Here is a 24,798-nt window from a genome sequence, read left to right on the forward strand (position 1 = left end):
GGGTGACTGGTTAAAATTACGGCGGCGCCTCAAGGGCGCCGCTTTTATTTTCGCGTATCGTGTAGGCATTGTGTAGAATTTGCCTCATTATTGGCGACTGCCATTGCTTAATTTGAAAGTTTAATCATGAAACAAGCCGTCATCAGCGGTACCGGCCTCTACACTCCAGCACAATCGATTACCAACGAAGAGCTGGTGACCTGCTTCAATGCCTACGTCGAACAGTTCAACGCGGACAACGCCGGCGCGATCGCCGAAGGCACGGTCACGGCGCTGGAACCATCGAGCGTGGCCTTCATCGAGAAAGCGTCCGGCATCAAGTCGCGCTACGTGATGGAAAAAGCCGGCATCCTGGATCCGAAGCGCATGGTGTCGCACATCCCGGAACGCGCCGACGACGAACTGTCGCTGCAGGCAGAGATCTGCGTGGCAGCCGCCCAGCAGGCCATGGACCGCGCCGGCAAAACCGCAGCCGATATCGACATGGTGCTGGTGGCCTGCTCCAACATGCAGCGCGGCTACCCGGCCATGGCCGTGGAAGTGCAGGAAGCGCTGGGCATCGTCGGCTACGGCTTCGACATGAACGTAGCCTGCTCGTCGGCCACCTTCGGCATCCAGCAAGCCGTGGCAGCGGTGCAAAGCGGCCAGGCGCGCGCGGTGCTGGTGCTGAATCCGGAAATCACCTCGGGCCACCTGAACTGGCGCGACCGCGACAGCCACTTCATCTTTGGCGATGCCTGCACCGCCATCATCGTGGAAGCCGCCGACACCGCCAAGGGCGCACACCGCTGGGAAATCCTGGACACCAAACTCAAGACCAGCTTCTCCAACAACATCCGCAACAACTTCGGCTTCCTGAACCGCTTCGACGAAGCCGGCATCGGCCAGCCGGACAAACTGTTCCGCCAGCAGGGCCGCAAGGTATTCAAGGACGTCTGCCCGATGGCCGCAGAAATGATCAAGGACACCGTGACCAATGCCGGTCTGGAAGTACCGCAGATCAGCCGCTTCTGGCTGCATCAGGCCAACCTGAACATGAACCTGCTGATCAGCCGCATGGTGCTGGGCCGCGACGCCGAACCGCAGGAAGCCCCGGTGATCCTGGACGAATACGCCAACACCTCGTCGGCCGGCTCCATCATCGCCTTCCACAAACATTCGGAAGACATGACACCAGGCCAGCTGGGCGTGATCTGCTCCTTCGGCGCCGGCTACTCGATCGGCGCGGTAGTGGTGAAGCGCCTCTAAACGAAGCGCAGGTCTTTCAGGCCAATGGTCGGCAGGATGGCGCGCAGGTAGGGTTCGAGGAAATCTGGCTGGCGCGCACGTGCGCCGCCCATGCTGACGGCGATGTACACGGGACGGTCAGGCAGCGTGCCTACCTTGCCTTCCGACGTCGCGTTAAATGTCACGCCGATCCGCACCACGTGGTCCAGCCACGCCTTCAGTGCGGACGGCACGGTGAAGTTGTGCATCGGCGTGGCGATCACCACGGCATCCGCCGCCTTCAATTCCTCGATCAGCAAATCCGACCACGCCAGCGACGAGCGGCCTTGCGCATGCGGCGCACCGCCCGGCAGCCGCGCCAGCGTGTTGGAATACAGGCTGTCCACATGCGGCAGCGGCTCGGCGTGCAAATCGCGCAGCACCACGCGCGCATCGGGATAGCGCCCGCGCAGCTCGGCAATCGCCTGCTGCGACAGGCGGTAGCTGGACGACTCCTCACCACGCGCACTGGCGCAGATGTGCAAAATCTTCTTCATGCCAGCACCTTCCCGAATCGCATCGAACCCGGCAGCAAGCCTTCGCGGAAGTAGAAGCGCTGCGCCTGCACATTGGTGAAGGCGGTATCCAGCACCAGCCGCGCGCAGCGGGCCTCCTGCGCGAACACCGTCAGCTTCCCGAGCAGCAGCGCGCCCCAGCGATGGCTGCGATGCTGCTCCGCCGTCACCAGGTCATCCACATACAGGAAGCGCCCGTACACCGTGTTCTCCTGATAGCGGTAGCCAGCCAGCGCCACCACTGCGTCCTCCTCCCACACCGCCAGGATACGGTAGTTCTGTTCATACTGGCGCAGTACCTGCGCCACAAACGCATCTTCCGATGGCAGGTGCGGGCGCAGCTCTTTCATCACCGGATAGCAGGCGCGCAGCTCCTGTTCGGTCTCGACGATCTTCATGGCATGTCCTTTCAAAACGCTATCGTAGGCTGCCAATGGCATAATCCATAGAGCCAAGAAATGACAAATGGAGTAGACCATGGATTTCCTCCAGCTGGATACCAGCGCATCGGAACCACTGTACCGCCAGATTTATACCCGCTTCCGCGGCGCCATCGCCGAGGGCCTGCTGCAACCGGGCGACCGCATTCCCGCCGCGCGCGCACTGGCGCTGGAACTGGGCCTGGCGCGCGGCACCGTGGAATCCGCCTACGCGCTGCTGACGGCGGAAGGCTACGTCGAAGCGCGCGGCCAGGCCGGCACCGTCGTCACGCCCGCCCTGGCCCGCCACGCGCCTGTGGCGCCCACACCGCGCCCGGCCGAAGTCCGCACGAATCTGGGTGATGCCGCATCTACCACGCGGCCATTCCAGATGGGCATACCGGCGCTGGATGTTTTCCCGCGCAAGGTGTGGGCACGCCTGGCCGCACGCGCCGTGCGCGCCACCCAGCCGGAAGACATGATCTACCCGCCATGGGCCGGCCTGCCCGAGCTGCGCACCGCCATCGCCACCTATCTGCAGCTGTCGCGCGGCATCGACTGTACGCCATCGCAGGTATTCATCACCAATGGCTACCGCAACTCCATGGAGCTGATCGCGCGCGCCTTGCTCAAGCCCGGCGATGCCGTGTGGGTGGAGGACCCCGGCTATCCGCCCACCAGTGCGCTGCTGGCCGAAGCAGGCCTGTGCCCGGCCCCGGTATCGGTGGACGGCGAAGGCCTGATGGTGTCGCACGGCGTCGCCACCGCGCCCAACGCCAAAGCCGCCGTGGTCACGCCCGCGCATCAAAGCCCGCTGTGCGTCTCGCTGTCGCTGCCGCGCCGGCTGGCGTTGCTGGACTGGGCATCCCGGTCTGGCGCATGGATCGTGGAGGACGACTACGACGGCGAATACCGCTACGTCAGCCGTCCGCTGCCGGCGCTGCAAAGCCTGGACCGCGATGGCCGCGTGCTCTACTCCGGCACCTTCAGCAAGGTACTGTTCCCGGCGATACGGCTGGCCTACCTGGTGGTGCCGCCCGCGCAGGTGGAGCGCTTCGAGGAAATCACCCGCACCTTCGCGGCAGCCGGTCCGACGCTGATGCAGAAAATCGTCGCCGACTTCATGAACGAAGGCCATTTCGCCCGCCACATCCAGCGCATGCGGCGCCTGTACGCGGAGCGCCGCGAGCTGACTGCCGATGGCCTGTCGTCGGTGCTGGGCAAGCATATGCAGGTTGATCCCCAGCCTGGCGGCATGCACCTGGTGTTGCGCATGAAGGGCTATCACACCGACCGTGCGCTGGCCGCGCGCATGCGCGAAGACGGCATGTCGGCACTGGCGCTGTCCGAACGCGGCGTGCTGCCGCACGGCGCATCGGCGCTGCTGCTCGCGTTTACCAACATTGACACAAAGGCACGGGCGCAGGCGCTGGGCAGGCGCATCCTCATGGCCTACTCCAAATGACTATTCATGGCTCTTCCTGGCTAGGCCATGCAGGCGCACAATGACTCCATCGTAATCAACCGAGGAAGTCATCATGAGCAAGCGTCTGGAAGTATTCAAATTTGCGCCACAAGCCTACAAAGGTTTCGGCATGGTCAAAGAGTATGTGTCGGCAGCCCTGCCGGCCGAGCTGCTGGAACTGGTCTATCTGCGCGTCTCGCAGATCAACGGCTGCGCCTATTGCATTGATATGCACACCCGCGACCTGCTGAAGCAAGGCGTCAAGATCGACAAGGTGGCACTGGTGCCGGTGTGGGAAGAAGCGGAAGCCCTGTTCTCCGACAAGGAACGCGCCGCGCTGGCATGGGCGGAAGTCGTCACCCGTGTCGAGCAAAGCAAGGTGCCGGACGCCGACTATCAAAAAGCCCTGTCGGTACTGAGCGAGCAGGAAATGGCCGATGTCACCGTGGCGGTGGCGCTCATGAACGCCTTCAACCGCTTCGGCGTCTCCATGCGTATGCAGCCGGCCGCGTTGTCGCTTTAAGCAAGTTTAAGGTGTTGGTGTGTTACGCTGAGGGTTTCCCGTAGATTTTTTGCCAAGGAGCCCCCCACGCATGCCCCACAACATCAGCCTGATTACCACTATCGCCGCCGCTCTGGGAGCTGGTCTCCTGTTCGGCTATCTTGCAACGCGCCTGCGATTACCGGCGCTGGTGGGCTATCTGGCTGCGGGCATTATTATTGGCCCGGCCACGCCGGGCTTCGTGGCGGATACTGCACTGGCGAGCCAGCTGGCCGAAATCGGCGTGATGCTGATGATGTTCGGCGTCGGCCTGCATTTCTCTCTCGATGACTTGTGGGACGTACGCAGGGTGGCGCTACCCGGCGCCGTGCTGCAGATTGCCGTCGCCACCGCACTGGGCATGGCATTGGCCCACTTCTGGGGCTGGAGCATCGGCGGTGGACTGGTGTTTGGCCTGGCGCTGTCGGTGGCCAGCACTGTGGTGCTGCTGCGGGCGCTGGAAGAACGCGGCATCCTCGACACCTTCAACGGCCGCATCGCGGTCGGCTGGCTGGTGGTGGAAGATCTGGTTACCGTGCTGGTGCTGGTGCTGCTGCCGGCATTGGCCGGTTCGCTGGGCGGCGAAGTCGATACCTCGCACGGCGGTGGCGGCGACCTGTGGACCACGCTGGCCATCACGCTGGGCCAGGTCACGGCCTTCATCGTTCTGATGCTGGTGGTGGGCCGCAAACTGTTCCCATGGATTTTGTGGCAGGTGGCGCGTACCGGTTCGCGCGAACTGTTCACGCTGTGCGTGATCGCCGCAGCGGTAGGTATCGCTTACGCATCCACGCATTACTTCGGCGTATCGTTCGCGCTGGGCTCCTTCTTTGCCGGCATGGTGCTGCGCGAATCCGCACTGGCGCACCGTGCGGCGGAAGAATCGCTGCCGCTGCGCGATGCGTTTGCGGTGCTGTTCTTTGTCTCGGTCGGCATGCTGTTCGAGCCATCCATCCTGATCGAACAGCCATTGAAACTGCTGGCCGTGGTGGCGATCATCGTGGTCGGCAAATCGGTGGCGGCCTTCCTGCTGGTGTTGGTGCTGCGCTATCCGGCCAAGACCGCGCTGATGGTGTCCGCCAGCCTGGCGCAGATCGGCGAGTTCTCCTTCATCCTGGCCGCACTGGGCCTGTCGCTGAAACTGATGCCGGTGGAAGGCCAGAGCCTGATCCTGGCCGGCGCCATCATCTCCATCGCCTTGAATCCTGTGGTGTTCCACGTGACCAAACCGCTGGAACGCTGGCTGGGTAAAAACCAGGGACTGGCTGCAAAGTTCGACCGTCCGGCCGATCCGCTGGCCGAACTGCCAACCTCCGTGCCGCATGAACATCTGCGCGGCCAGGTGGTGCTGGTCGGTTACGGCCGCGTGGGCCGCCGCATCGCCGCTGGACTCAAAGAGAAAGGCATTTCCTTCGTGGTCGCGGAGCAGAACCGCGAGGTGGTGGACCAGCTGCGCAAGGAAGGTGTGCCCGCTGTAGCCGGCAATGCCGGCGAACCGGCAGTGCTTATCCAGGCCCACATCGCGCATGCGTCCATGCTGGTGATTGCCACGCCGGACACCTTCCACGTCCGCGCGATGATCGAAACCGCCCGCGCGCTCAATCCCAACATCAAGACCGTGGTCCGCACCCACAACGATGAAGAAGCAGACCTGTTGCGCAGCGAGCGCGCCGGAGAAATCTTCATGGGCGAGCAGGAACTGGCCAAAGGCATGACGGCTTATGTGCTCGACAGCTTTGAGAAAAAACAGGACAAACATCATTGAAATACTGGTTGCCTTTGCTGACGCTCGCCGCAGGCGCCGCGTCGGCACAAACCGTTACCGCGACGCTCAGCGTCATTGACCAGAATGCACTTGAGCTGCGCTACGATGTTCCGGCCGCGTGCCAGTCGCTGGAATTTATCAACGATGGCATACGCCCGCAGGACGCGGCCAGCATTCGCGCCGAATGGCAGCCTGCCGACGATTGCGCCACGGTGGACGGGCAGCACGTGCAGCGCAAGGCGCCCAGCTGCGGCAGCCTGCGTTTTCGCATCCCGGCCTCTACGCGCAATCTCGACCGCATCTATCCCTGGGCTTATCCGGTAGGTGAAGGCTTCTTCGCGCATACCAGCGTCTATGCGGTCGCACCGTCATGCGGGCCTGTTAACTGGAAGTTCAGCGCCCCGGGCACGGTTGTTCTCGATGGCGTAGTGGGCGGCACGCAGGCATCGGCGCCAGCGACGCAGGAAAGAGTGAATACCCTGGCGGTGGTGCTGCTGCTTAAGCAGTCCAGTGCCACCACGCACATGGGGCCAGGCTTCACAAAGGACGATGAGCGCTTTGTCACGGATACCCTGCGTGACACGACCGGCTACCTGCATCGCGCCTTGCCGGGGCTGACGATACCGTCGCCCTACGTCGTCGCCTCCGTATCGCCAAATCCTTATAGCTGGCGCGGCGATGTTGCCAACCGTACGATGATACGTCTGACCTTCCCGGTTTCGCCCAGTCCGGAAATGCAGTCCAATGTGCGGACACTGATTGCGCACGAAGCCAGCCACCTCTCGCAGCCATATGAGTGGGCGGATGCCTGGGGCGATGATGGCGCCATGTTTCATGAAGGCGGCGCCGAATTCCTGCGCTGGAGCGCAAGCGCAACCCTGGGCTGGCTGAGTAACGCAAAATTGAAGGATGAACTGGAGTCGGCATTCACCGACTGCCTGGTCGCCAGCAATGGCAAGAGCTGGAGCCGGACCGTGAACCGCCAGTGGGGCCGCACGCCGTATGCCTGCGGCCTGGCCTTCCACGCCATCGGCCTTGAAGGCCAGGGCGATGGGCAGAAGGCAGCATTGGCGCTACGCGACTACTACCGCGACGCCGCAGACAAGCATGCCGCCAGCTTTGCACAGCTGGAGTGCCGCGCAGGTGAGCAATGCAAAACGCGCTGGCTGGCACGTCTGGGCAGCGATGAACCGGTCGCCGCCATCTTCGCAGACTACGCGAAAACGCCTGGTGCTTTGATACGTCCTGCAGCTGCCTGGAGTCTGTCCTTTAGCGCATCCATCGCGAACCTGATGATGAATCAGTTCATGCGCGCCGATTGCAACGGCGGCGTAAGCTACTACAGCGAGCCTTCCGCTTTCCGCATCGCCGCCGGTCCGGCCTGCAAGGCACTGCGCGTGGACATGATCGTCACAGGCGTGGAAGGCCAACCGTTCAATGCAGGCCAGCTGGCATCGCAAGCGGCAAAAACCGCGTGCGATGCGAGACATGAAGTCACGCTGAATCTGAAGAACGGCGACACCGTCAACGTCGCCTGCAATGGGTTCGATGTTCCTGCCGAACCTTACGACGTCGATATCGATGCCGCCCTGAAGCGGCTTACAGGCGCACGGCCAGCTCCGCGCCTTCCTTGATCGCGCGCTTGGCGTCCAGCTCGGCCGCCAGCGCAGCGCCGCCGATCTTGTGGAAGCGCGGCCAGTTCGTATTGGCTTTCGCTTCCTCTTCGCTCGGCATCAACTCCGCGAGGCTGTCCTGGCCCGCGCAGATCACCACGTTATCGACCGACAGCAAACGCTGCTCGCCACCCACGGTGACGTGCAGGCCCTGATCGTCGATGCGGTCATACTGCACGCCGGAGAGCATCACCACGCCATTCCGCGCCAGCACCGCGCGGTGCACCCAGCCCGATGTCTTGCCCAGGCCTGCGCCCGGACGGGAAGTCTTGCGCTGCAACAGATACAGCTGGCGCACCGGTTCCGGCTGCGATGCCGGCACCAGGCCACCTGGCGTATCGCCCTTCATGCTGACGCCCCACTCCCTGGCCCAGACATCCAGCGCCAGCGGCAGCGGGTGGGCAGGATCGTGCAGCAGGAACTCGCCCATATCGAAGCCGATACCGCCGGCGCCGATAATCGCTACACGTTTGCCGACCGGCTTCTTGTCGCGCAGGACGTCCACGTACGACAGCACCTTCGGATGGTCGATACCGTCAATCGGCGGCTTGCGTACCTTGATGCCGGTGGCGACGATCACATCGTCATAGCCCTCGGCCAGCAGCTGCTCGCGCGTCACGCGCACGCCCAGTTTCAGCTTCACGCCGGTCAGTTCGATCTTGCGGCCGAAGTAGCGGATGGTCTCCGCAAATTCTTCCTTGCCCGGCACCTGCATGGCGATCTTGAACTGGCCACCGATGCTGTCGGATCCATCAAACAGCGTCACATCGTGGCCGCATTCCGCCGCCACCGTGGATGCCGACAAGCCGGCAGGCCCCGCGCCGACGACTGCTACACGGCGCTTCTTCACGGCCGGTGCGTACACCAGTTCCGTCTCGTGGCAGGCACGCGGGTTCACCAGGCAGCTGGCGCGCTTGCGGGAGAAGGTGTGATCCAGACAAGCCTGGTTGCAGCCGATGCAGGTGTTGATCTCGTCGCTGCGGCCCTCGGCCGCCTTGATAACGAAGTGCGAGTCGGCCAGGAAGGGACGCGCCATCGAAATCATGTCCGCCTCGCCGCGCTGCAGGATGCCTTCCGCTTCGTTCGGCATGTTGATGCGGTTGGACGCCACCACCGGGATCGTCACCTCCAGACGCAGACGGCCCGCCAGGCTGGCAAAGGCGCCGCGCGGCACCGAAGTGACGATGGTCGGCACACGCGCTTCGTGCCAGCCATAGCCGGTGTTCAGAATCGTGGCGCCGGCATGCTGCAAGGCCTTGGCAACAGTCACCACATCGTCCCAGGTATTGCCGCCTTCCACCAGATCCAGCAGCGAGTGGCGGTACATGATGATGAAGTCATTGCCCACTTCCGCGCGGATGCGTTTCACAATTTCCACTGCCAGGCGCATGCGGTTCTCGATGCTGCCGCCCCAGCGGTCGGTACGCAGATTGGTGCGCGCGCACAGGAACTGATTTAACAAATAGCCTTCGCTGCCCATCACTTCCACGCCGTCGTAGCCGGCCTCGCGCGCCAGCCTGGCGCAGCGGGCGTAATCACGGATGGTTTTCTCGATACCCGCCTCGCTCAGCGCGCGTGGCTTGAACGGCGAGATCGGCGATTTCTTGTCGGAGGCGGACACCACGAACGGCTGATAACCATAACGGCCAGAATGCAAAATTTGCATCAGGATCTTGCCGCCCTCTTCGTGCACCGCCTTGGTCACACGCCGGTGGTTGACCACATCACCCTTGAAGTTGAGCGTACCTCCAAAGGGTAGCAGCCAGCCGGACCTGTTAGGAGAGATGCCGCCGGTGACGATCAAACCCACGCCGCCACGCGCACGTTCGCGATAGAATGCGGCGAGTTTGCCGTAGTTGTAGAAGCGGTCTTCAAGGCCGGTGTGCATCGATCCCATCATGACGCGGTTGCGCAGCGTCGTGAATCCCAGGTCGAGTGGGGCCAGCAAGTGTGGGTATGGTGTAGTTTTCATAATGCCCGCATTAAATCCCAATTCTCTAGATCTGGGCTTCTAAAGTCCGCGCGTGCTGCTCTTGTATTCTGCCACCCTTTCCCGTACGCTGGTCAAATGATGCGATTCCTCTTGTTTTTGTTGTTAGGCGCCAGTTTGGCCACCGTGGCATCAGCGCAGGCGCCCAAGATTGAGCTGCCCAAGCTGGAGGTTTCCGTCAATCGCATCGACCAGGACGGGCAGCATATGTACGAAGTCGACTCCACGGGCACCGTGGCGGCGGCGTTGCCCAAGGTGTGGCGCATCCTCACCGGCTATGAACGCATGTCGGAGTTTGTGCCGGACATGGAGTCGTGCAAAGTCCTGTCCCGCAATGGCAATGAAATCATCATCGAACAATTCGGCGTGGCCCGCTTCCTGTTCATGTCCAAGACCATCCATCTGATTGTGCGCGCCGTGGAGCAGCCGATGTCCTCCATCGACATCTCGCTGATCTCGGGCGATATGAAGCACTATGAGTCGCGCTGGGAACTGGTGCCCGTGCCGGAAACGGGCGGCACCAAAATCATCTACCACGGCAAGCTGCAGCCGAACTTCTACGTGCCCGGCATCCTGGGTTCCAAGATGATACGTGGCGATATCGAGCGCATGATGAGCGCCGTGCTGGCACGCATCGACCGCCGCGATTCGCCGAAAGTCGAAGCGATTCCCCAGAAGGATTAAGCCAGGTAGGTGTCCTGCGAACGCAGTTCAGCGAAATTTTCCAGGCTGCCGATCTTGATGAGCACCGGATTCAGGCTCAATTGCGCCTGCATGGCGCGCCAGGCGAACTGCCATTCCTGTTCCTGTGCTTCGGCCGCAGTCTTGGTGAAGGCGGCGCCCAGTGCGGCACGCGTGCCGTATTCAATCGCACCATCGATGCCCGCCCAGCTAGGCAGCGTACGCTGCACGGCGCGGTGGATGCGCTCACCGAATTCTTCGCTGTTATGGATGATCAGGCAGCTGTCCGACGAGAATAGCTCGAACAGTTTGCGGTCCCACACCTGGGAGAAGCTCAGCGTCAGGCAGCTGTTGGATGGACGCAGGATGAACTGGCCCTGGGTCAGCGCCAGTTCCAGGTCTTCGCGCACGCCGTAGCGGTACAGGGTGGGCGGGCGTTGGTAGTCGTGCATGATGGTCTCACAAAAAAATTATCGCTCCCGCCGTTTATGGCGGTGCGACCGCATCGCCGCCGAGGCGATGAAAATTTCACGCAGCAGCGCGACGAAACTGCCCACCAGGCAGATCACCGCGACCACAAACATGCCGGCTATGTATTTATCGAGGCTGAAGTTGGTGATATCACCCAGGAACAGCATGGCGACAATCAGGCAGACAAACAGGCCGCAGGCCGTCGACAAAAAGATCGACATATTGATCAGGTGCGAACGGCGGTACAGCACGTCCAGCTCATTCAGATACGGGTCGCTATAGGCGACATCCAGCCGGTCTTCCAGCACGCGCGAGCGGTCGATGATGCGCGCCAGCCGGTTGGTCAGCACGATCAGATTGGTGCAGACGCCCGATAGCAGGAACACCGGCGCAATCGCCAGCTGGATGATGTGACCGATATCGCCGGTCTGAATGTTCATGATGGCCATGCGGTGTTGGTCTTATCGATTAGTCTCTAGTGTAACAGCCCGCGTCCCCTCGGGCCGTTTTTCAGGCAAAGGCGCGCTTGCGCTTGAACTGCTCGGTGGCCGCCACCAGCGCGCGCGAAATGCCTTTTTCCATGGCGCCGTGGCCCGCATCCGGGATCACGTTCAGCACCGAACCAGGCCAGGCCTGGTGCAAGCGCCACGCCGATACCGGCGGGCAGATCACGTCGTAGCGGCCCTGCACGATCGTCACCGGCAGGTGGGCGATGCGGCTGACGTTGCGCAGCAGCTGGTCTTCGCTGAAGAAACCCAGGTTGGCCATGTAGTGCGATTCCAGCCGGCCCACGCCCAGGTCCAGCGCATCCGATGGCGGATCTTCCGCCTGCGGCAGCAGGAACACACGGCGGCCTTCAAAGCGGCTCCACGCGCGCACGGCCGGCCAGTGCACGGCCGGGTCGTCGCTCATGATGCGCTTCACATACGCCTGCAGCAGGTTGTCACGCTCCTCGACTGGAATTGGCGCAATAAATTCCGCATGCACCTCGGGATGGAACCAGCGCGCACCATCGAGGAACCAGTCGATCTCCTCCTGCGTGCACAGGAACACGCCGCGCAGCACAAAGCCCAGGCAGCGCTCGGGATGCGCCTCGCCGTACGCCAGCGCCAGCGTCGAGCCCCAGGAGCCGCCAAACACCAGCCATTGTTCGATGCCGCACATCTGGCGCAGGCGTTCGATGTCCTCGATCAGCAGCTGGGTGGTGTTGTTGCGGCACTCGCCCAGCGGCGTCGATTTGCCGGCGCCGCGCTGGTCGAACAGGATCACGCGGTACTGGTCGGGATCGAAGAAGCGGCGATGCTGCGGCGACAGGCCGGCGCCCGGGCCGCCATGCAGGAAGATCACAGGGATGCCGTCAGGATTGCCGACTTCCTCCCAGTAGATGGTATGCAGGTCGTCAACCGCCAGCATGCCGTGACGGCTGGGCGCGATGGGCGGGAACAGGGCGGAAGATGGGTCGAACATGGCTATCCTTTGAGCATCGATAGCAGATTGTACGAAAAAAAACCGGGATCGCGAACGATCCCGGCTTGTGCAGCGCAGCGTGATGCCGCGTCAGGACATATGCTGGCCGCCGTTGATGGCGATATTGGCGCCCGTCACGAAAGCCGCTTCATCCGACGCCAGGTAGGCCACCAGACCGGCCACTTCTTCCGGCTTGCCCAGGCGGGCCATCGGAATTTGCGGAATGATCTTGGTGTCCAGCACGTCTTGTGGAATCTCCATCACCATCTTGGTGCCGATATAGCCTGGCGAGATGGTGTTGACGGTCACGCCCTTGCGCGCGACTTCCAGCGCCAGCGCCTTGGTGAAGCCGTGCATGCCGGCCTTGGCCGCCGAGTAGTTGGTCTGGCCGAACGCGCCCTTCTGGCCGTTGACTGACGAGATGTTGATGATGCGGCCCCAGCCACGCTCCACCATGCCATCGCACACCGGCTTGGTCATGTTGAACACGGAATCCAGATTGGTGGCCATGACGGCGTCCCAGTTCGGCTTGTCCATTTTCTTGAAGGTCATGTCGCGCGTGATGCCCGCGTTGTTGACCAGTACGTCCACCGGACCGATGTCTTTTTCGATCGCGGCGATGCAGGCCTGGGCCGAATCGTAGTCCGACACATCGCATGGATAGGCGCGGAAGTTATAGCCCTGGTCACGCGTGGTGGCCAGCCATTGTTCAACCTTGGGATTGCCAGGGGAATACGTGGTGACAACGCAATAGCCCAAGGCTGACAGTTTGTAACTAATTGCCTCGCCCAGACCACCCATGCCACCGGTTACCAATGCTACTCTTGCCATTATCGTCCCCTCTTAATGAAGCACTCAAAATCGAAGATGGCCCGGCCCCAGGCCGGACCGCAAGTTGTTTTTATTCGCGCTCGATTGCCAGCGCTACGCCCATGCCGCCGCCGATGCACAGCGAGGCCAGGCCTTTCTTGGCATCGCGACGGATCATTTCGTGGATCAGCGTCACCAGCACGCGGGCGCCGGACGCGCCGATCGGGTGGCCGATGGCGATTGCGCCGCCATTGACGTTGATCTTGCTGGTATCCCAGCCCATTTCCTTGTTGACGGCCACTGCCTGTGCAGCAAAGGCTTCGTTGATTTCCAGCAGGTCCAAATCATCCGGCGTCCAGCCGGCCTTTTTCAGGCACAGCTTGGTAGCGGACACTGGGCCCATGCCCATGTAGGCCGGGTCCAGCCCGGACGAAGCGTAGGCTTTGATCTTGGCCAGCACCGGCAGGCCCAGTTCACGCGCTTTACTGGCGGTGGTCATCATCACGGCGGCGGCGCCATCGTTGAGGCCGGAGGCGTTACCGGCCGTCACGGTACCATCCTTGGCAAACGCTGGACGCAGGCCGGCCAGGGCTTCCAGGGTCGAGCCTGGTTTGACGTATTCGTCGGTGTCGAACACGATGCTGCCCTTTTTCTGGACGATTTCCAGTGGCAGGATCTCATCCTTGAATTTGCCGGCTTTCTGCGCCGCTTCCGCCTTCAGTTGCGATTGCAGTGCGAATTCATCCTGTTCCGCGCGCGAAATCTCGTATTTCTTGGCAACGTTCTCGGCGGTCGTGCCCATGTGGTACTGGTTATAGACGTCCCACAGGCCATCCACGATCATGCTGTCCACGGCCTTGAAGTCGCCCATGCGGAAGCCGTCGCGCGAACCATTGATCACGTGCGGCGAAGCGCTCATGTTTTCCTGGCCGCCGGCAATCACGATCTGTGCATCGCCTGCCTTCAGCGCTTGCGCCGCCAGGTGGGTTGCTTTCAGGCCGGAGCCGCAAACGTGGTTGATCGTAAAGCCGGGAATGGTGTTCGGCAGGCCGGACTTGATGACGGCCTGGCGCGCCGGATTCTGGCCCACGCCAGCGGTCAGCACCTGGCCCAGGATGGCTTCGCTGATCAGGTTAGGATCGATATTGGTCTTGGCCAGCAGGCCCTTGATGACATGTGCGCCCAGTTCCGACGCCGGAACCTTGGCCAGGCTGCCGCCGAATTTACCCACACCAGTACGGCCAGCGGCCACAATAACTACATCATCCATTTGATTCTCCAATGCGCCGGCCGCAGCCAGCTAAGTTGAGCAACAACGCGAACTTTTATCATACGCCGTCCACACGGAAGCCGTGGCAGGTTTCGATGGTGCGTCGCCGCGAGGAATCGCCAGGATTATCTAGCAGCATCCGTGCCTGACGACAACCGGTCGGGCACTCATCGTATGCGCTGGTTTCAGCGCCCACTTTGATGCGCATCAAACCCCATGTGTGTATTTTGCAGAAACAGTGTCAATTTGTCACGATAATAATTTGATACCATCAAGTGCGCCAGCGCACTGCTCCCGTATCACATTGACGAAGTCCAGCACATAGGCCTTGTGTTTCTGCGCCTCGGGCACGGAGACGAACAGGTCGCTCCACAGTCCATGTTCGCCGACCGGACGGGCGATTACGTAGTCGTAATCGACATAGTTCTTGATGGCCCAGTTGGACAGCGCGGCAATGCCGCGGCGACTGGCCACCAGCTGCAACACCGCCACCGTGAGCTCGGCGCTGCGGCGCTTGAAGTGGATATGGGCCGGGTTGAGTACTTCGCGGACCAGGTCGATCCGGTGTTCCGGCACCGGATAGGTAATCAGGGTTTCGCCTTCAAAATCAGCCGCTTGCAGGCGACGCTTGGCCGCCAGGCGGTGCTTCTGCGCCATCACGATCAGGGTTTCGTAGCGGAACAGCGGGAAGGTGTTGAACTCTGGCCCATAAGAAGAGCCAATCACCAGATCGGCCTCGCCATTGCGCAGCAGCTCGGCCGGCTCGCTGTGGAAGCCCGACACCAGGTCGATTTCCACTTCCGGCCAGCGCTTGCGGAATTCGTCCATGACCGGCATCAGCCAGTCAAAACAGGTATGACATTCCAGTACCACCCGCAACTGCCCCGTATCTCCCTGCATCAGGCGCGCAACCTCACGCTCCGCCGTCTCAATTTCCGGCAACAGCATATCCGCCAGCTTGAGCAGGCGGGAACCCGTGGCAGTAAAGCCGATCGGCACCGATTTGCGCTCAAACAGCGGGCCGCCATAGCGATCTTCCAGCAATTTGATCTGGTGGGACAGGGCCGACTGCGTCAGGTTGAGCAGTTGGGCAGCACGCACCAGACTGCCGGCCGAGCGCAGTGCGCTCAGAGTGCGTAGATGGCGTATCTCTAGCATGGCCTATTAGCTATATTCATGTGTAAGCGAAAAATCTTTCATTTTAATGATAGACCGGTTGCCGCACACTTTAGCGCACCAATATGAAATGCAGATGACAAGCAAACAAGATCAAAGCCGCATATTTGCTGGCGCACACGCTAGACTGCCCTCCCCTTTCCTGATTTTCCACAGTAGAATGCTGGTGCCTGCGCATGCGCGCGAGGATAACCCTGATACTGTCGCCCATGTCCAAGAGCCTGTTTCAAAAGCCCATAGAAATTAAGATTTCCACCGTTGTCGCCGTGTCCGCCATCCTGGCCACGGCCGACCGCATCGCTCTCGACGCCGCACTGGCTGAAATGACCGGTGGCACCGCCGACTTCTTTGAAGACGATTTGACCGTGATCGACGTTGCCGCAGTGCCGGCCGGCGGCGATCCGATCGACTGGGGCGGCCTGATCGCCCTGCTCAAAAAATACCGCCTGAACCCGGTCGCCGTGCGCAATGCGCCGCCAGAAATGGCTGCCGACATCGCCGCCCACGGCCTGAGCCTGGAAACCGCCAGCGCCAAGCCGCGTGAAGAGGAGCCGGCACCGAAGCCGGTACCGGTCTCGACTGCTGCCCCGGCGCCAGTCGCCGTGGTGGCCGCCCAGGCCCAGCCGCCTGCCGCTGCAAGCCACGGCACCGACGTCATGATCATCGACACGCCGGTGCGTGCCGGCCAGCGCATTTACGCGCGCGGCTGCGACCTGGTGGTCACCGCCGTGGTCAACAACGGCGCCGAAATCATCGCTGACGGCAGCATTCACGTGTACAACACGCTCAATGGCCGCGCACTCGCCGGCGCCTCGGGCAATGCCCAGGCCCGGATATTTGCATTGAATATGTCGCCGGAACTGGTTTCCATCGCCGGCGTCTACAGTACGTTTGAAGACGGATTCCCTCAGGAATATGCACGTTCGCCCACGCAAATTCGCCTGGTCGGTGACAGAATCGATATATCATCTGTCAATACTGCAAACCGCGCTTAAGCACACCACTCTGAAAAGGATTATTCGTGGCAAGAATTATTGTTGTAACGTCCGGCAAGGGCGGTGTCGGTAAAACCACCTCCAGCGCCAGCTTCTCGACCGGCCTCGCCATGCGCGGCCACAAAACCGCTGTCATCGACTTTGACGTCGGCCTGCGTAACCTGGACCTCATCATGGGCTGCGAACGCCGCGTGGTCTACGACCTGATCAATGTGATCAACAAGGAAGCGACGCTGACCCAGGCGCTGATCAAGGACAAGCATTGCGACAACCTGTTCATCCTGCCGGCGTCCCAGACCCGCGACAAGGATGCGCTGTCGGAAGACGGCGTGGAAATCGTGCTGCACGAGCTCATCAACATGGGCTTCGAGTTCATCATCTGCGATTCGCCGGCCGGTATCGAGCATGGCGCGCTGATGGCGCTGACCTTTGCCGACGAAGCCATCATCGTGACCAACCCGGAAGTATCGTCGGTGCGTGACTCCGACCGCATTCTGGGCATCATCCAGGCCAAGTCGCGCCGCGCGCAGACTGGCGGCGAACCGGTCAAGGAGCACCTGCTGATCACCCGCTACTCGCCTAAACGCGTGGAAGCGGACGAAATGCTGTCGTACGAAGATGTGCAGGAAATCCTGCGCATTCCACTGGTGGGCATCATTCCGGAATCGGAACAGGTGCTGCATGCATCGAATCAGGGCAATCCAGCGATTCACTTCAAGGGCACCGATGTTGCGGAAGCCTACGAAGATGTGGTGTCGCGCTTCCTGGGCCAGGAACTGCCGCTGCGCTTTACCACGTATGAAAAGCCAGGCCTGCTGCAGCGTATCTTCGGGAGCAAGTAATCATGGCACTGCTTTCTTTCCTGTTTCCGCCTAAACCAAAAACCGCGACTGCGGCCAAGGAGCGGCTGCAGATCATCATTGCGCGCGAGCGCAGCGGCCGCGCCGGTCCGGACTTCCTGCCGGCGCTGCACAAGGAACTGATCGAGGTGATTTCCAAGTACACCAAGGTCAACGCCGACGACATCAAGATTTCGCTGGACCGCCAAGGCAACCTGGAAGTCCTCGATGTCAACGTGGTCCTGCCGGACGCGTAACTACGCCGGCTGGTGCACGCCAGCCGACAGCAGTTCCTGCGCCACCTTGGCGCACGCCTCCACATGCTGGTAGCCGATCTGGCGGAAGGCGAAAAAGCCGATGCTGGCCGAGGCCAGCTGGCCTGCCAGCGGCACCAGCTTGCTGGCCTGGCGCGCCACCGTCTTGAAGCCGGTTTTACGCAATAGCTGCATCACCACTTCCCGCGTTACCAGTTTTCCCACCAGCATGCCGCCGACGCCAATCGCCGCTTCATAGGCGATCAGGCGGAATTTCGGCTGCAGCCGTTCGATCTGCTGCTCGGACAAGCCAAACTCCTGATTGATGTCGTCAATCAGCAGCGCAAACAGGCGCAGGTCGGAAACAATATCCAGCCCCGGAATCGGCACCGCCGCCATGCCCGCCGACACCATCGCGCGCCGGCGCACCAGCTGGCGGCAGCGTTCCCGCACATCGGCGATGTCACGTTGCGAAGCCGGCAACAGCGTCCAATTTGTGTCTTTTTTGCTGCTCATCCGCCCTCCAGTATGGCGCTGTTCATTCTTGCCATTTTTCAACTTCTGCATTGAATTCAGCGTTTTTCCAGTGTACCGTGTAATGAATATGCGGGTGCGTACTGTGAAAACAAGTATTGTCATAAAAACATATTTGATGTTTTTAGAAAAAATAATTGGCGTTTTTGCTAACTGATTTGTAAATCTCTGTTATATTCGGAGTGACTTCTCCTTAACAATTTTTCCAGCAGGCAGCAGTATGAGAATTGCCGTACTCGACAACGACCGTAGCCAGGCGGATTTGATTTGCCAGGTCCTGACCTCCGCCGGCCATATTTGCCACAGTTTCCAGACCGCCAAAGATGTTCTGGCGCAATTGCGCAAGGACAGCTATGACATGCTGATCCTCGACTGGCAGGTAGTGGACCTGAGCGGCGCCGAAGTCATGCGCCGCGCCAAGGAAAAACTGCCGGAGAACGCGCCCGTGCTGTTCCTGACCACCAGTTCCGGCGAAGACGACATCGTGGCCGGCCTGGCCGCCGGCGCCGACGACTACATGATCAAGCCGCTGCGCCGCAGTGAAATGGTGGCCCGCGTGCAAGCCCTGCTGCGCCGCGCCTATCCGGCCCAGAACGGCGCCGAACAGCTGCAATTCGGTCAATACATCTTTGAAACCCGCCCGGGCCGCCTGCTCATGGACGGCATAGTGTTGGACGTGACCCACAAAGAGTTCTACCTGGCACTGTTATTTTTCCGCAACATCGGCCGTCCGCTGTCGCGCGCCTACATCCATGAAGCCGTGTGGATACGCGAAACCGCCGTGCCGTCGCGCACCATGGACACCCACGTTTCCCGCGTCCGCAACAAGTTGCAATTAAAGCCAGAAAATGGTTTCCGCCTGGTGCCGGTCTACAGCTACGGTTACCGCCTGGAAAAGCTGGGAGCCTGAGCAAACTGCTCGGTCTTTAAGCAGTCCGCAGGGCAACACCCAGGCAGGCACGGTATAATGTCCGCATATTTATCGCCTGGACCCGAAATGCAGCTGCTTGCCGTCGGCCTCAATCACACCACCGCTCCGGTCTCGCTACGCGAGCAGCTGGCGTTCGCCCCGGATCAGCTGGGGCAGGCGGTGATGGCGGCGCGTTCGTGGTTTGAACGCATCGACCACCGTGGTTCCGATGAAGCGGCCATCCTGTCGACCTGCAACCGCACCGAGTTGTATGCCGCCAGCACCGTGCCCGATCCGCTCGACGCCGGCGCCCATTTCCTGGCCGATTTCCACAAGCTCAATTACGCCGAACTGCGCCCGCACCTGTACATGCTGCCGCAGCACGACGCCGTGCGCCACACCTTCCGCGTCGCCTCCGGGCTGGACTCGATGGTGCTGGGCGAAACCCAGATCCTCGGCCAGATCAAGGACGCCATCCGCACCGCCGATGAAGCGGGCGGCCTGGGCACCTATCTGCACCAGCTGTTCCAGCGCTCGTTCTCGGTCGCGAAAGAAGTCCGCAGCACCACCGAAATCGGCGCCCACAGCGTGTCGATGGCCGCTGCTGCGGTGCGCCTGTCGCAGCGCATCTTCGACAAGATCTCCGAGCAGAACGTGCTGTTCATCGGCGCCGGTGAAATGATCGAACTGTGCGCCACCCACTTCGCGGCGCAGAATCCGAAATCCATCACCATCGCCAACCGCACGCTGGAACGCGGCGAAGTGCTGGCCCACCGCTTCGGCGGCCGCGCCATCCGCCTCGCCGATTTGCAGGACAAGCTGCACCAGTACGACATCGTGATTTCCTGCACCGCCTCGTCGCTGCCGCTGATTGGCCTGGGCATGGTGGAACGCGCGATCAAGGCACGCCGCCACAAGCCCATGTTCATGGTCGACCTGGCCGTGCCGCGCGATATCGAACCGGAAGTGGCGCGCCTCAACGACGCCTTCCTGTACACCGTCGACGACCTGGGCAAGGTAGTCCAGACCGGCATTGAAAACCGCCAGGCTGCCGTCGCGCAGGCCGAAGCCATCATCGAAACCCGCGTGCAGTCCTTCATGCACTGGATCGACGACCGCGCCGTGGTCCCCGTGATCCAGCACCTGCAGGAAAACGGCGAAGCGCTGCGCCAGATGGAACTGGAACGTGCCCGCAAGATGCTGGCCAAGGGCGAGGACGTCGACGCCGTGCTGGAAGCCCTGTCCAAGGGCCTGACCGCAAAATTCATGCACGGCCCGCAGCAGGCGCTGCACCGTGCGCAGGGCGAAGAACGCGCCCAGCTGGCAGAACTGCTGCCACAGATGTTCCGCGGCCGCCGTTAGCTGCAGCCGCTTGCAGGACCACCTCCTGCGTTGTATCCCTTTCCGTCGCCACCTGCGCGGCAAACGTCTCACTTTCCAAGAAATACGCTATGAAACCATCCATGCTGGCCAAGCTCGATCAACTGGCAAACCGTCTGGTCGAACTCGATGAATTGCTGATGTCCGAAGGCGCCACCGATAATATGGACAGCTACCGCAAGATGACCCGCGAGCACGCCGAAATCGGCCCGCTGGTCGCGGTCTACAAGTCCTACCAGGAAGCGCTGGGCGACATCGACGCCGCGCAGGAAATGCTGGCCGATCCGGACATGAAGGAATTCGCGCAGGAAGAAATCGAAGCCGCCAAAACCCGCACCGCCGAACTGGATCTGGAACTGCAGAAAATGCTGCTGCCAAAAGACGCCAACGACGAGCGCAACATCTTCCTGGAAATCCGCGCCGGTACTGGCGGCGATGAATCGGCGCTGTTCGCGGGCGACCTGCTGCGCATGTACACGCGCTATGCCGAACGCAATCGCTGGCAGGTGGAGATGGTGTCGGAATCCGCGTCCGACCTGGGCGGCTACCGCGAAGTCATCGTGCGCCTGGTCGGCAACGGCGTGTACTCGAAACTGAAATTTGAATCCGGCGGCCACCGCGTGCAGCGCGTGCCAGCCACCGAGACGCAAGGCCGCATCCACACCTCCGCCTGCACCGTGGCCGTGATGCCGGAAGCGGACGAAGTGGAAGACGTTAATATCAATCCGTCCGAGCTGCGCATCGACACCTACCGCGCCTCGGGCGCCGGTGGTCAGCACATCAACAAGACCGACTCCGCGGTCCGCATCACCCACCTGCCGACCGGCATCGTGGTGGAGTGCCAGGATGACCGTTCGCAGCACAAGAACAAGGCGCAGGCCATGAAGGTGCTGGCCACCCGCATCAAAGACGTGCAGCTGCGCGAACAGCAGGCCAAGGAAGCGGCTACGCGTAAGAGCCTGATCGGTTCCGGCGACCGCAGTGAACGCATCCGCACCTACAACTACCCGCAAGGCCGCATGACCGACCACCGCATCAACCTGACCTTGTACAAGCTGGACTTCATCATGGACGGCGACCTGACCGAGTTGACCAATGCCCTGACCACCGAACACCAGGCAGAACTGCTGGCAGCCCTGGGCGACTAACCCCAGATGAAGGGGTCTGACCCCGTCCGGGGTCAGACCCCCGGCAGCGGTGTGCGGGTCAAATTTAAGAGCCGCCTAAGACCTCCCTGACAACATTGTGCGAAAATTGCCGGCATTTACCCCACCGGATCACTTCATGATACATACCCGTTCCCTGCTGCTGTCCATCGCCATCGGCGCCTTTGGCCTGATCGGCGTCGCCCTGTATCTGCAGCACGGTCTGGACATGCTGCCATGCCCGCTGTGCGTGATCCAGCGCTACCTGTTCATCGCCATCGGCGTGTTCGCGCTGATCGGCGCCTACACCAGCAAGCCGAAAGCACTGGCCGGCGTCGGCCTGCTGGCGGCGCTGGGCGGCCTGTTCACGGCCGGCAAGCATCTGTGGGTGCTGGCGCATCCTGGCCTGTCCTGCGGCATCGACCCGATGGAGACCTTCCTCAACAAGATCCCGACCGCGACCTACCTGCCGTTCCTGTTCCAGGCCGATGGCCTGTGCGAAGACGCGCTGGCGCCATGGTTTGGCCTGTCGATTCCGCAGTGGTCCTTCCTGTGGTTTGGCCTGTTCACGCTGTCGCTGGGCTGGCTGCTGATCCGCCGCGTACGATGATCGACACTGTCCACGCCATCCAGGCCGGCGTCACCCTCGCCGCGCTGCAACGGCAGTCGCTGCTGGAGGCGCTGGACAACCGCGTGCTGCTGTGCCACGCGCTGGAGCTGAACCGCATCGCCCTCATCACGCAGTCCGAGCGCGCGCTGAGCGAAGACGAAGCGCAGCGCTTCGCCGCGCTGGTGCAGCGCCGCCTTGCCGGCGAACCGATTGCCTACATCGTCGGCCAGCGTGAGTTCTTTGGCCTGCCGTTTGAAGTCAGCAGCGCCGTGCTGATCCCCCGTCCCGATACCGAACTGCTGGTCGAACTGGCCATGGACCGCCTGCCCGCGCAAGGCCGCGTGCTGGACATGGGCACCGGCAGCGGCGCCATTGCCGTCTCGCTGGCCCACACACGCAAGGATGCCGACGTCACCGCGCTCGATGTCAGCGCCGACGCACTGGCCGTCGCCAGCCGCAACGCCAGCAACAACAACGCCCGCGTCACCTTCCTGCAGAGCGACTGGTACAGCGCGCTGCAAGGCGCCGCAACGTTTGACGTCATCGCCTCCAACCCGCCCTACATCGCCAGTGGCGACCGTCATCTGGCCGAAGGGGATCTGCGCTACGAACCGGTGGGCGCACTGACCGACCATGCGGACGGCCTGTCCGCGCTGCGCATCATCATTGCCGGCGCACCGCCGCATCTGAAGCCGCAAGGCTGGCTGCTGATGGAGCATGGCTACGACCAGTCGGCCGCCGTGCGCGCGCTGCTCAGCGACGCCGGCTACACGGAAGTGCAGAGCTGGTGCGACCTGGCCGGCATCGAACGCGTCACCGGCGGCCGCCTCAAAGCCTGATCTCCAGCCGGCGGCGCAAGGCCGACAGCAGCATCGCGGCCGGCGCCGGCTTGTACATCACCTCGATAAAATCCGTCGGCCGCAGCGGCGGCAGCAGCGTGTGCAGCAGCACCGGCGGCGCCTCCTCGCGCGGCCAGATGTCCCACACGCTTTCATCGGCGCACAGGATCAGCGACGGATCGCGGTCTCCGGGTTCATACTGCACATCGAATTCCGCGCTTTCCAGTATCTCGCTCAGATAGTCCTGCATCGGCTGGTGCGGCTCCAGCAGCAGGATGGCATGGCCGCTGCCGAACGGCTCGGGCCAGTCGAAATGCGGTGTCGGCGGCATCGCGTCCTGTTCCTCGGCCAGCGGCACGCGGATGGCAAACCGCAAGGCATCGCCGCTCTGCTGTAAAACGCCGCCCATGGCGCGCACCAGGTGCGCGGCCACCATTACCCCGGGCAGGATGCGATCGTCGCTCAGCGCGGCGGTAACGTCGCTCCACGGGCCATCGGCCACGCCGGCCTGGAAGGCCAGCGCCACGTCGCCCGGAAAATTCAGCGCCCGCAGCGCCATCTGGCCACCGGCATGGTCGCGCAGCCGCGCCAGCACCTGCGCCAGGCGCCGCGCATCCAGCACCGCCAGCGCCGGCAGCTCGCTGTTGTCGTGGCTTACGTGCCGCATCAGCGCATGCAGGTAGGCCGGCGCCGGCGCCAGTTCCGGCGCCTGCAATTCGAAACGCGCGCATTCCTGCAAGTCCGACAACCATTCAAGCTGGCGCCGTGCTTCATTCTCAAGCGTCAGTACATCCACCCAGCCGGTACTGGCGCTGGTGGCAATGCGCGCCAGCGGCGCGCGCAGGTCATGGTTCAGGGCCGCCAGCAAGCGCGCGCGGACGCGCACCGCGTCCAGGTCTTTGCGGCTCATGGCCGCACCGCCGGATGGCGCATCGCCTGGCGGTAGGCGGTGGGCGTGAACTCCACGCGCTCACGGAACGCAGTAGCGAAATTGGCAGCGCTGCTAAAGCCGGTCTGCTCGGCGATCTGCTGTACGCTCATATCGGTATCGGCCAGCAGATGCCGGCCACGCCGTATCCGCGCTTCGCTCAAATAGGCGAACACCGTCATCCCCACGTAATGGCGGAACACATGCGACAGCCGCTTGTCGTAGGTCCCCAGGGCGCGCGCGATACCGGCCAGCGTCAGCGGCGCGGCCAGGTTGTCTTCGATCAGGCGCATGGCCGCAGTGGCCACCACCTCGTCAGGATCATGCAACGCCGGCATCGCGGCCGGCGTCAGCGCGGTAGGCTGGGCGGCCCTGCGCAAGCCGGACAGCTCCAGGTGAATGCGTACCCGCGCAAACACCTCGGCCGGGTGGTAGGGCTTGGCGACGAAGTCCACGCCGCCCATCGCCAGGCCGGCGACGCGTTCATCCGGCTCATCCAGCGCGCTGAGGAAAATTATCGGAATCGAATGGGTGACGGGATTGGCCTTGAGCAGGCGGCAGGCGGCAAAGCCATCCAGCCCCGGCATGCGGACATCCAGCAAAATCAGGTCGGGTGGCGAGGCCAGTGCGGCCTGGTAGCCAGCCATGCCATCGGAGGCACTGCGTACGTGATACAGCTGGCGGCGCAGCAAATCGGTCAGGAAGCGCAGCTCCTCCCGTTCGTCATCGACGATCAGGATGCCGGGCCTTGCTTGCTCGGTGGTAGTCAGGGCTAGGATGGCGTGCTCCCGTTCAGAAACTACGCGCCGATTATGCCTTCATTTTTTCGCGTTGGTGCAGTTCCTCCTCCAGCAA

Annotated in this window: 26 protein-coding genes; 14 read left to right on the top strand and 12 right to left on the bottom strand. The window is 62.2% G+C overall.

Going from position 1 to position 24,798, the window contains the following annotated elements; genetic code table 11:
* Positions 1-126: 126 nt before the first annotated feature.
* Positions 127-1,248 carry a beta-ketoacyl-ACP synthase III gene (locus GTP58_RS12460; RefSeq protein ID WP_161077744.1) on the top strand — a complete coding sequence of 374 codons (1,122 nt, stop codon included), beginning with the start codon at positions 127-129 and terminating at the stop codon, positions 1,246-1,248.
* Here GTP58_RS12460 and GTP58_RS12465 read toward each other — a convergent pair.
* Both GTP58_RS12465 and GTP58_RS12470 read right to left on the bottom strand, forming a co-directional pair.
* A complete protein-coding gene (locus tag GTP58_RS12465; RefSeq protein ID WP_072782672.1) occupies positions 1,245-1,763 on the bottom strand; it encodes an FMN-dependent NADH-azoreductase in 519 nt (172 codons plus the stop codon). The two genes, GTP58_RS12460 and GTP58_RS12465, sit on opposite strands and share 4 nt — an antisense overlap.
* A complete protein-coding gene (locus GTP58_RS12470; protein ID WP_229215551.1) occupies positions 1,760-2,179 on the bottom strand; it encodes a GNAT family N-acetyltransferase in 420 nt (139 codons plus the stop codon). The genes GTP58_RS12465 and GTP58_RS12470 overlap by 4 nt, the downstream gene beginning before the upstream one ends.
* A 79-nt stretch (positions 2,180-2,258) precedes the next feature.
* Between GTP58_RS12470 and GTP58_RS12475 the strand changes: the two genes are divergently transcribed.
* From GTP58_RS12475 to GTP58_RS12490, 4 genes are all read left to right on the top strand, one after another.
* Entirely contained in the window at positions 2,259-3,665 is a 1,407-nt protein-coding gene (locus tag GTP58_RS12475) for a PLP-dependent aminotransferase family protein (protein WP_161077746.1), read from the top strand.
* A 73-nt stretch (positions 3,666-3,738) separates the two neighbouring features.
* Positions 3,739-4,188 (top strand): carboxymuconolactone decarboxylase family protein, encoded by a 450-nt coding sequence (locus tag GTP58_RS12480; protein WP_161077747.1) that lies wholly within the window; start codon positions 3,739-3,741, stop codon positions 4,186-4,188.
* A 70-nt stretch (positions 4,189-4,258) separates the two neighbouring features.
* Positions 4,259-5,971, top strand: coding sequence for a YbaL family putative K(+) efflux transporter (gene ybaL, locus GTP58_RS12485; RefSeq protein ID WP_161077748.1), 1,713 nt, complete (start codon positions 4,259-4,261; stop codon positions 5,969-5,971).
* Entirely contained in the window at positions 5,968-7,605 is a 1,638-nt protein-coding gene (locus GTP58_RS12490; RefSeq protein ID WP_161077749.1) for a hypothetical protein, read from the top strand. Before ybaL ends, GTP58_RS12490 begins: the two co-directional genes overlap by 4 nt.
* Here GTP58_RS12490 and GTP58_RS12495 read toward each other — a convergent pair.
* Entirely contained in the window at positions 7,571-9,616 is a 2,046-nt protein-coding gene (locus GTP58_RS12495) for an NADPH-dependent 2,4-dienoyl-CoA reductase (RefSeq protein WP_161077750.1), read from the bottom strand. The two genes, GTP58_RS12490 and GTP58_RS12495, sit on opposite strands and share 35 nt — an antisense overlap.
* A 111-nt stretch (positions 9,617-9,727) precedes the next feature.
* On the opposite strand from GTP58_RS12495, the gene GTP58_RS12500 reads away from it, so the two are divergent.
* The gene (locus GTP58_RS12500; protein ID WP_307188227.1) at positions 9,728-10,318 is read left to right on the top strand and encodes an SRPBCC family protein; all 591 of its coding nucleotides are present in this window, start codon (positions 9,728-9,730) and stop codon (positions 10,316-10,318) included.
* On the opposite strand, the gene GTP58_RS12505 is transcribed toward GTP58_RS12500, so the two are convergent.
* The 6 genes from GTP58_RS12505 to GTP58_RS12530 form a co-directional block, all read right to left on the bottom strand.
* Positions 10,315-10,767 carry a hypothetical protein gene (locus tag GTP58_RS12505; protein ID WP_161077751.1) on the bottom strand — a complete coding sequence of 151 codons (453 nt, stop codon included), beginning with the start codon at positions 10,765-10,767 and terminating at the stop codon, positions 10,315-10,317. The genes GTP58_RS12500 and GTP58_RS12505 overlap by 4 nt on opposite strands.
* An 18-nt stretch (positions 10,768-10,785) precedes the next feature.
* A complete protein-coding gene (locus GTP58_RS12510; protein WP_072783626.1) occupies positions 10,786-11,226 on the bottom strand; it encodes a DUF2721 domain-containing protein in 441 nt (146 codons plus the stop codon).
* 70 nt (positions 11,227-11,296) lie between these two features.
* The gene (pip, locus tag GTP58_RS12515) at positions 11,297-12,253 is read right to left on the bottom strand and encodes a prolyl aminopeptidase (RefSeq protein WP_161077752.1); all 957 of its coding nucleotides are present in this window, start codon (positions 12,251-12,253) and stop codon (positions 11,297-11,299) included.
* Between the two features lie 90 nt (positions 12,254-12,343).
* Complete coding sequence (gene phbB / locus GTP58_RS12520; protein ID WP_072782696.1) at positions 12,344-13,084, bottom strand: acetoacetyl-CoA reductase; 741 nt, start codon at positions 13,082-13,084, stop codon at positions 12,344-12,346.
* Between the two features lie 70 nt (positions 13,085-13,154).
* The gene (locus GTP58_RS12525) at positions 13,155-14,333 is read right to left on the bottom strand and encodes an acetyl-CoA C-acetyltransferase (RefSeq protein ID WP_072782697.1); all 1,179 of its coding nucleotides are present in this window, start codon (positions 14,331-14,333) and stop codon (positions 13,155-13,157) included.
* A 249-nt stretch (positions 14,334-14,582) separates the two neighbouring features.
* Positions 14,583-15,491: a LysR family transcriptional regulator gene (locus GTP58_RS12530; RefSeq protein WP_161077753.1), complete on the bottom strand. Its 909-nt coding sequence runs from the start codon at positions 15,489-15,491 to the stop codon at positions 14,583-14,585.
* 227 nt (positions 15,492-15,718) lie between these two features.
* On the opposite strand from GTP58_RS12530, the gene minC reads away from it, so the two are divergent.
* The 3 genes from minC to minE are packed head-to-tail and all read left to right on the top strand — an operon-like array spanning position 15,719 to position 17,600.
* Positions 15,719-16,504 carry a septum site-determining protein MinC gene (gene minC / locus GTP58_RS12535; protein ID WP_161078134.1) on the top strand — a complete coding sequence of 262 codons (786 nt, stop codon included), beginning with the start codon at positions 15,719-15,721 and terminating at the stop codon, positions 16,502-16,504.
* Between the two features lie 26 nt (positions 16,505-16,530).
* Positions 16,531-17,346 (top strand): septum site-determining protein MinD, encoded by an 816-nt coding sequence (gene minD, locus GTP58_RS12540; RefSeq protein WP_161077754.1) that lies wholly within the window; start codon positions 16,531-16,533, stop codon positions 17,344-17,346.
* Positions 17,347-17,348: 2 nt separating this feature from the next.
* Positions 17,349-17,600 carry a cell division topological specificity factor MinE gene (gene minE / locus GTP58_RS12545; RefSeq protein ID WP_072782712.1) on the top strand — a complete coding sequence of 84 codons (252 nt, stop codon included), beginning with the start codon at positions 17,349-17,351 and terminating at the stop codon, positions 17,598-17,600.
* Here the strand turns inward: minE and GTP58_RS12550 are convergent, their stop codons facing one another.
* Positions 17,601-18,113, bottom strand: a complete 513-nt coding sequence (locus GTP58_RS12550) for a hypothetical protein (protein ID WP_072782715.1) — start codon at positions 18,111-18,113, stop codon at positions 17,601-17,603. It lies immediately after the preceding gene.
* Between the two features lie 238 nt (positions 18,114-18,351).
* Between GTP58_RS12550 and GTP58_RS12555 the strand changes: the two genes are divergently transcribed.
* The 5 genes from GTP58_RS12555 (at position 18,352) to prmC (ending at position 23,015) form a co-directional block, all read left to right on the top strand.
* A complete protein-coding gene (locus tag GTP58_RS12555; protein ID WP_072782718.1) occupies positions 18,352-19,041 on the top strand; it encodes a response regulator transcription factor in 690 nt (229 codons plus the stop codon).
* An 87-nt stretch (positions 19,042-19,128) separates the two neighbouring features.
* Positions 19,129-20,403, top strand: a complete 1,275-nt coding sequence (gene hemA / locus GTP58_RS12560) for a glutamyl-tRNA reductase (protein ID WP_072782721.1) — start codon at positions 19,129-19,131, stop codon at positions 20,401-20,403.
* A gap of 89 nt (positions 20,404-20,492) precedes the next feature.
* Positions 20,493-21,569 carry a peptide chain release factor 1 gene (gene prfA, locus GTP58_RS12565; RefSeq protein WP_072782724.1) on the top strand — a complete coding sequence of 359 codons (1,077 nt, stop codon included), beginning with the start codon at positions 20,493-20,495 and terminating at the stop codon, positions 21,567-21,569.
* A 136-nt stretch (positions 21,570-21,705) separates the two neighbouring features.
* A complete protein-coding gene (locus tag GTP58_RS12570) occupies positions 21,706-22,176 on the top strand; it encodes a disulfide bond formation protein B (RefSeq protein ID WP_072782727.1) in 471 nt (156 codons plus the stop codon).
* Entirely contained in the window at positions 22,173-23,015 is an 843-nt protein-coding gene (gene prmC / locus GTP58_RS12575; protein ID WP_161077755.1) for a peptide chain release factor N(5)-glutamine methyltransferase, read from the top strand. Before GTP58_RS12570 ends, prmC begins: the two co-directional genes overlap by 4 nt.
* On the opposite strand, the gene GTP58_RS12580 is transcribed toward prmC, so the two are convergent.
* Both GTP58_RS12580 and GTP58_RS12585 read right to left on the bottom strand, forming a co-directional pair.
* Entirely contained in the window at positions 23,005-23,925 is a 921-nt protein-coding gene (locus GTP58_RS12580) for a hypothetical protein (RefSeq protein ID WP_072782732.1), read from the bottom strand. The two genes, prmC and GTP58_RS12580, sit on opposite strands and share 11 nt — an antisense overlap.
* Complete coding sequence (locus tag GTP58_RS12585) at positions 23,922-24,722, bottom strand: response regulator (RefSeq protein WP_072782734.1); 801 nt, start codon at positions 24,720-24,722, stop codon at positions 23,922-23,924. The genes GTP58_RS12580 and GTP58_RS12585 overlap by 4 nt, the downstream gene beginning before the upstream one ends.
* Between the last annotated feature and the right edge of the window lie 76 nt (positions 24,723-24,798).

The sequence above is a fragment of the Duganella sp. CY15W genome (assembly GCF_009857555.1).
GTDB classification, from domain to species: domain Bacteria; phylum Pseudomonadota; class Gammaproteobacteria; order Burkholderiales; family Burkholderiaceae_D; genus Rugamonas; species Rugamonas sacchari.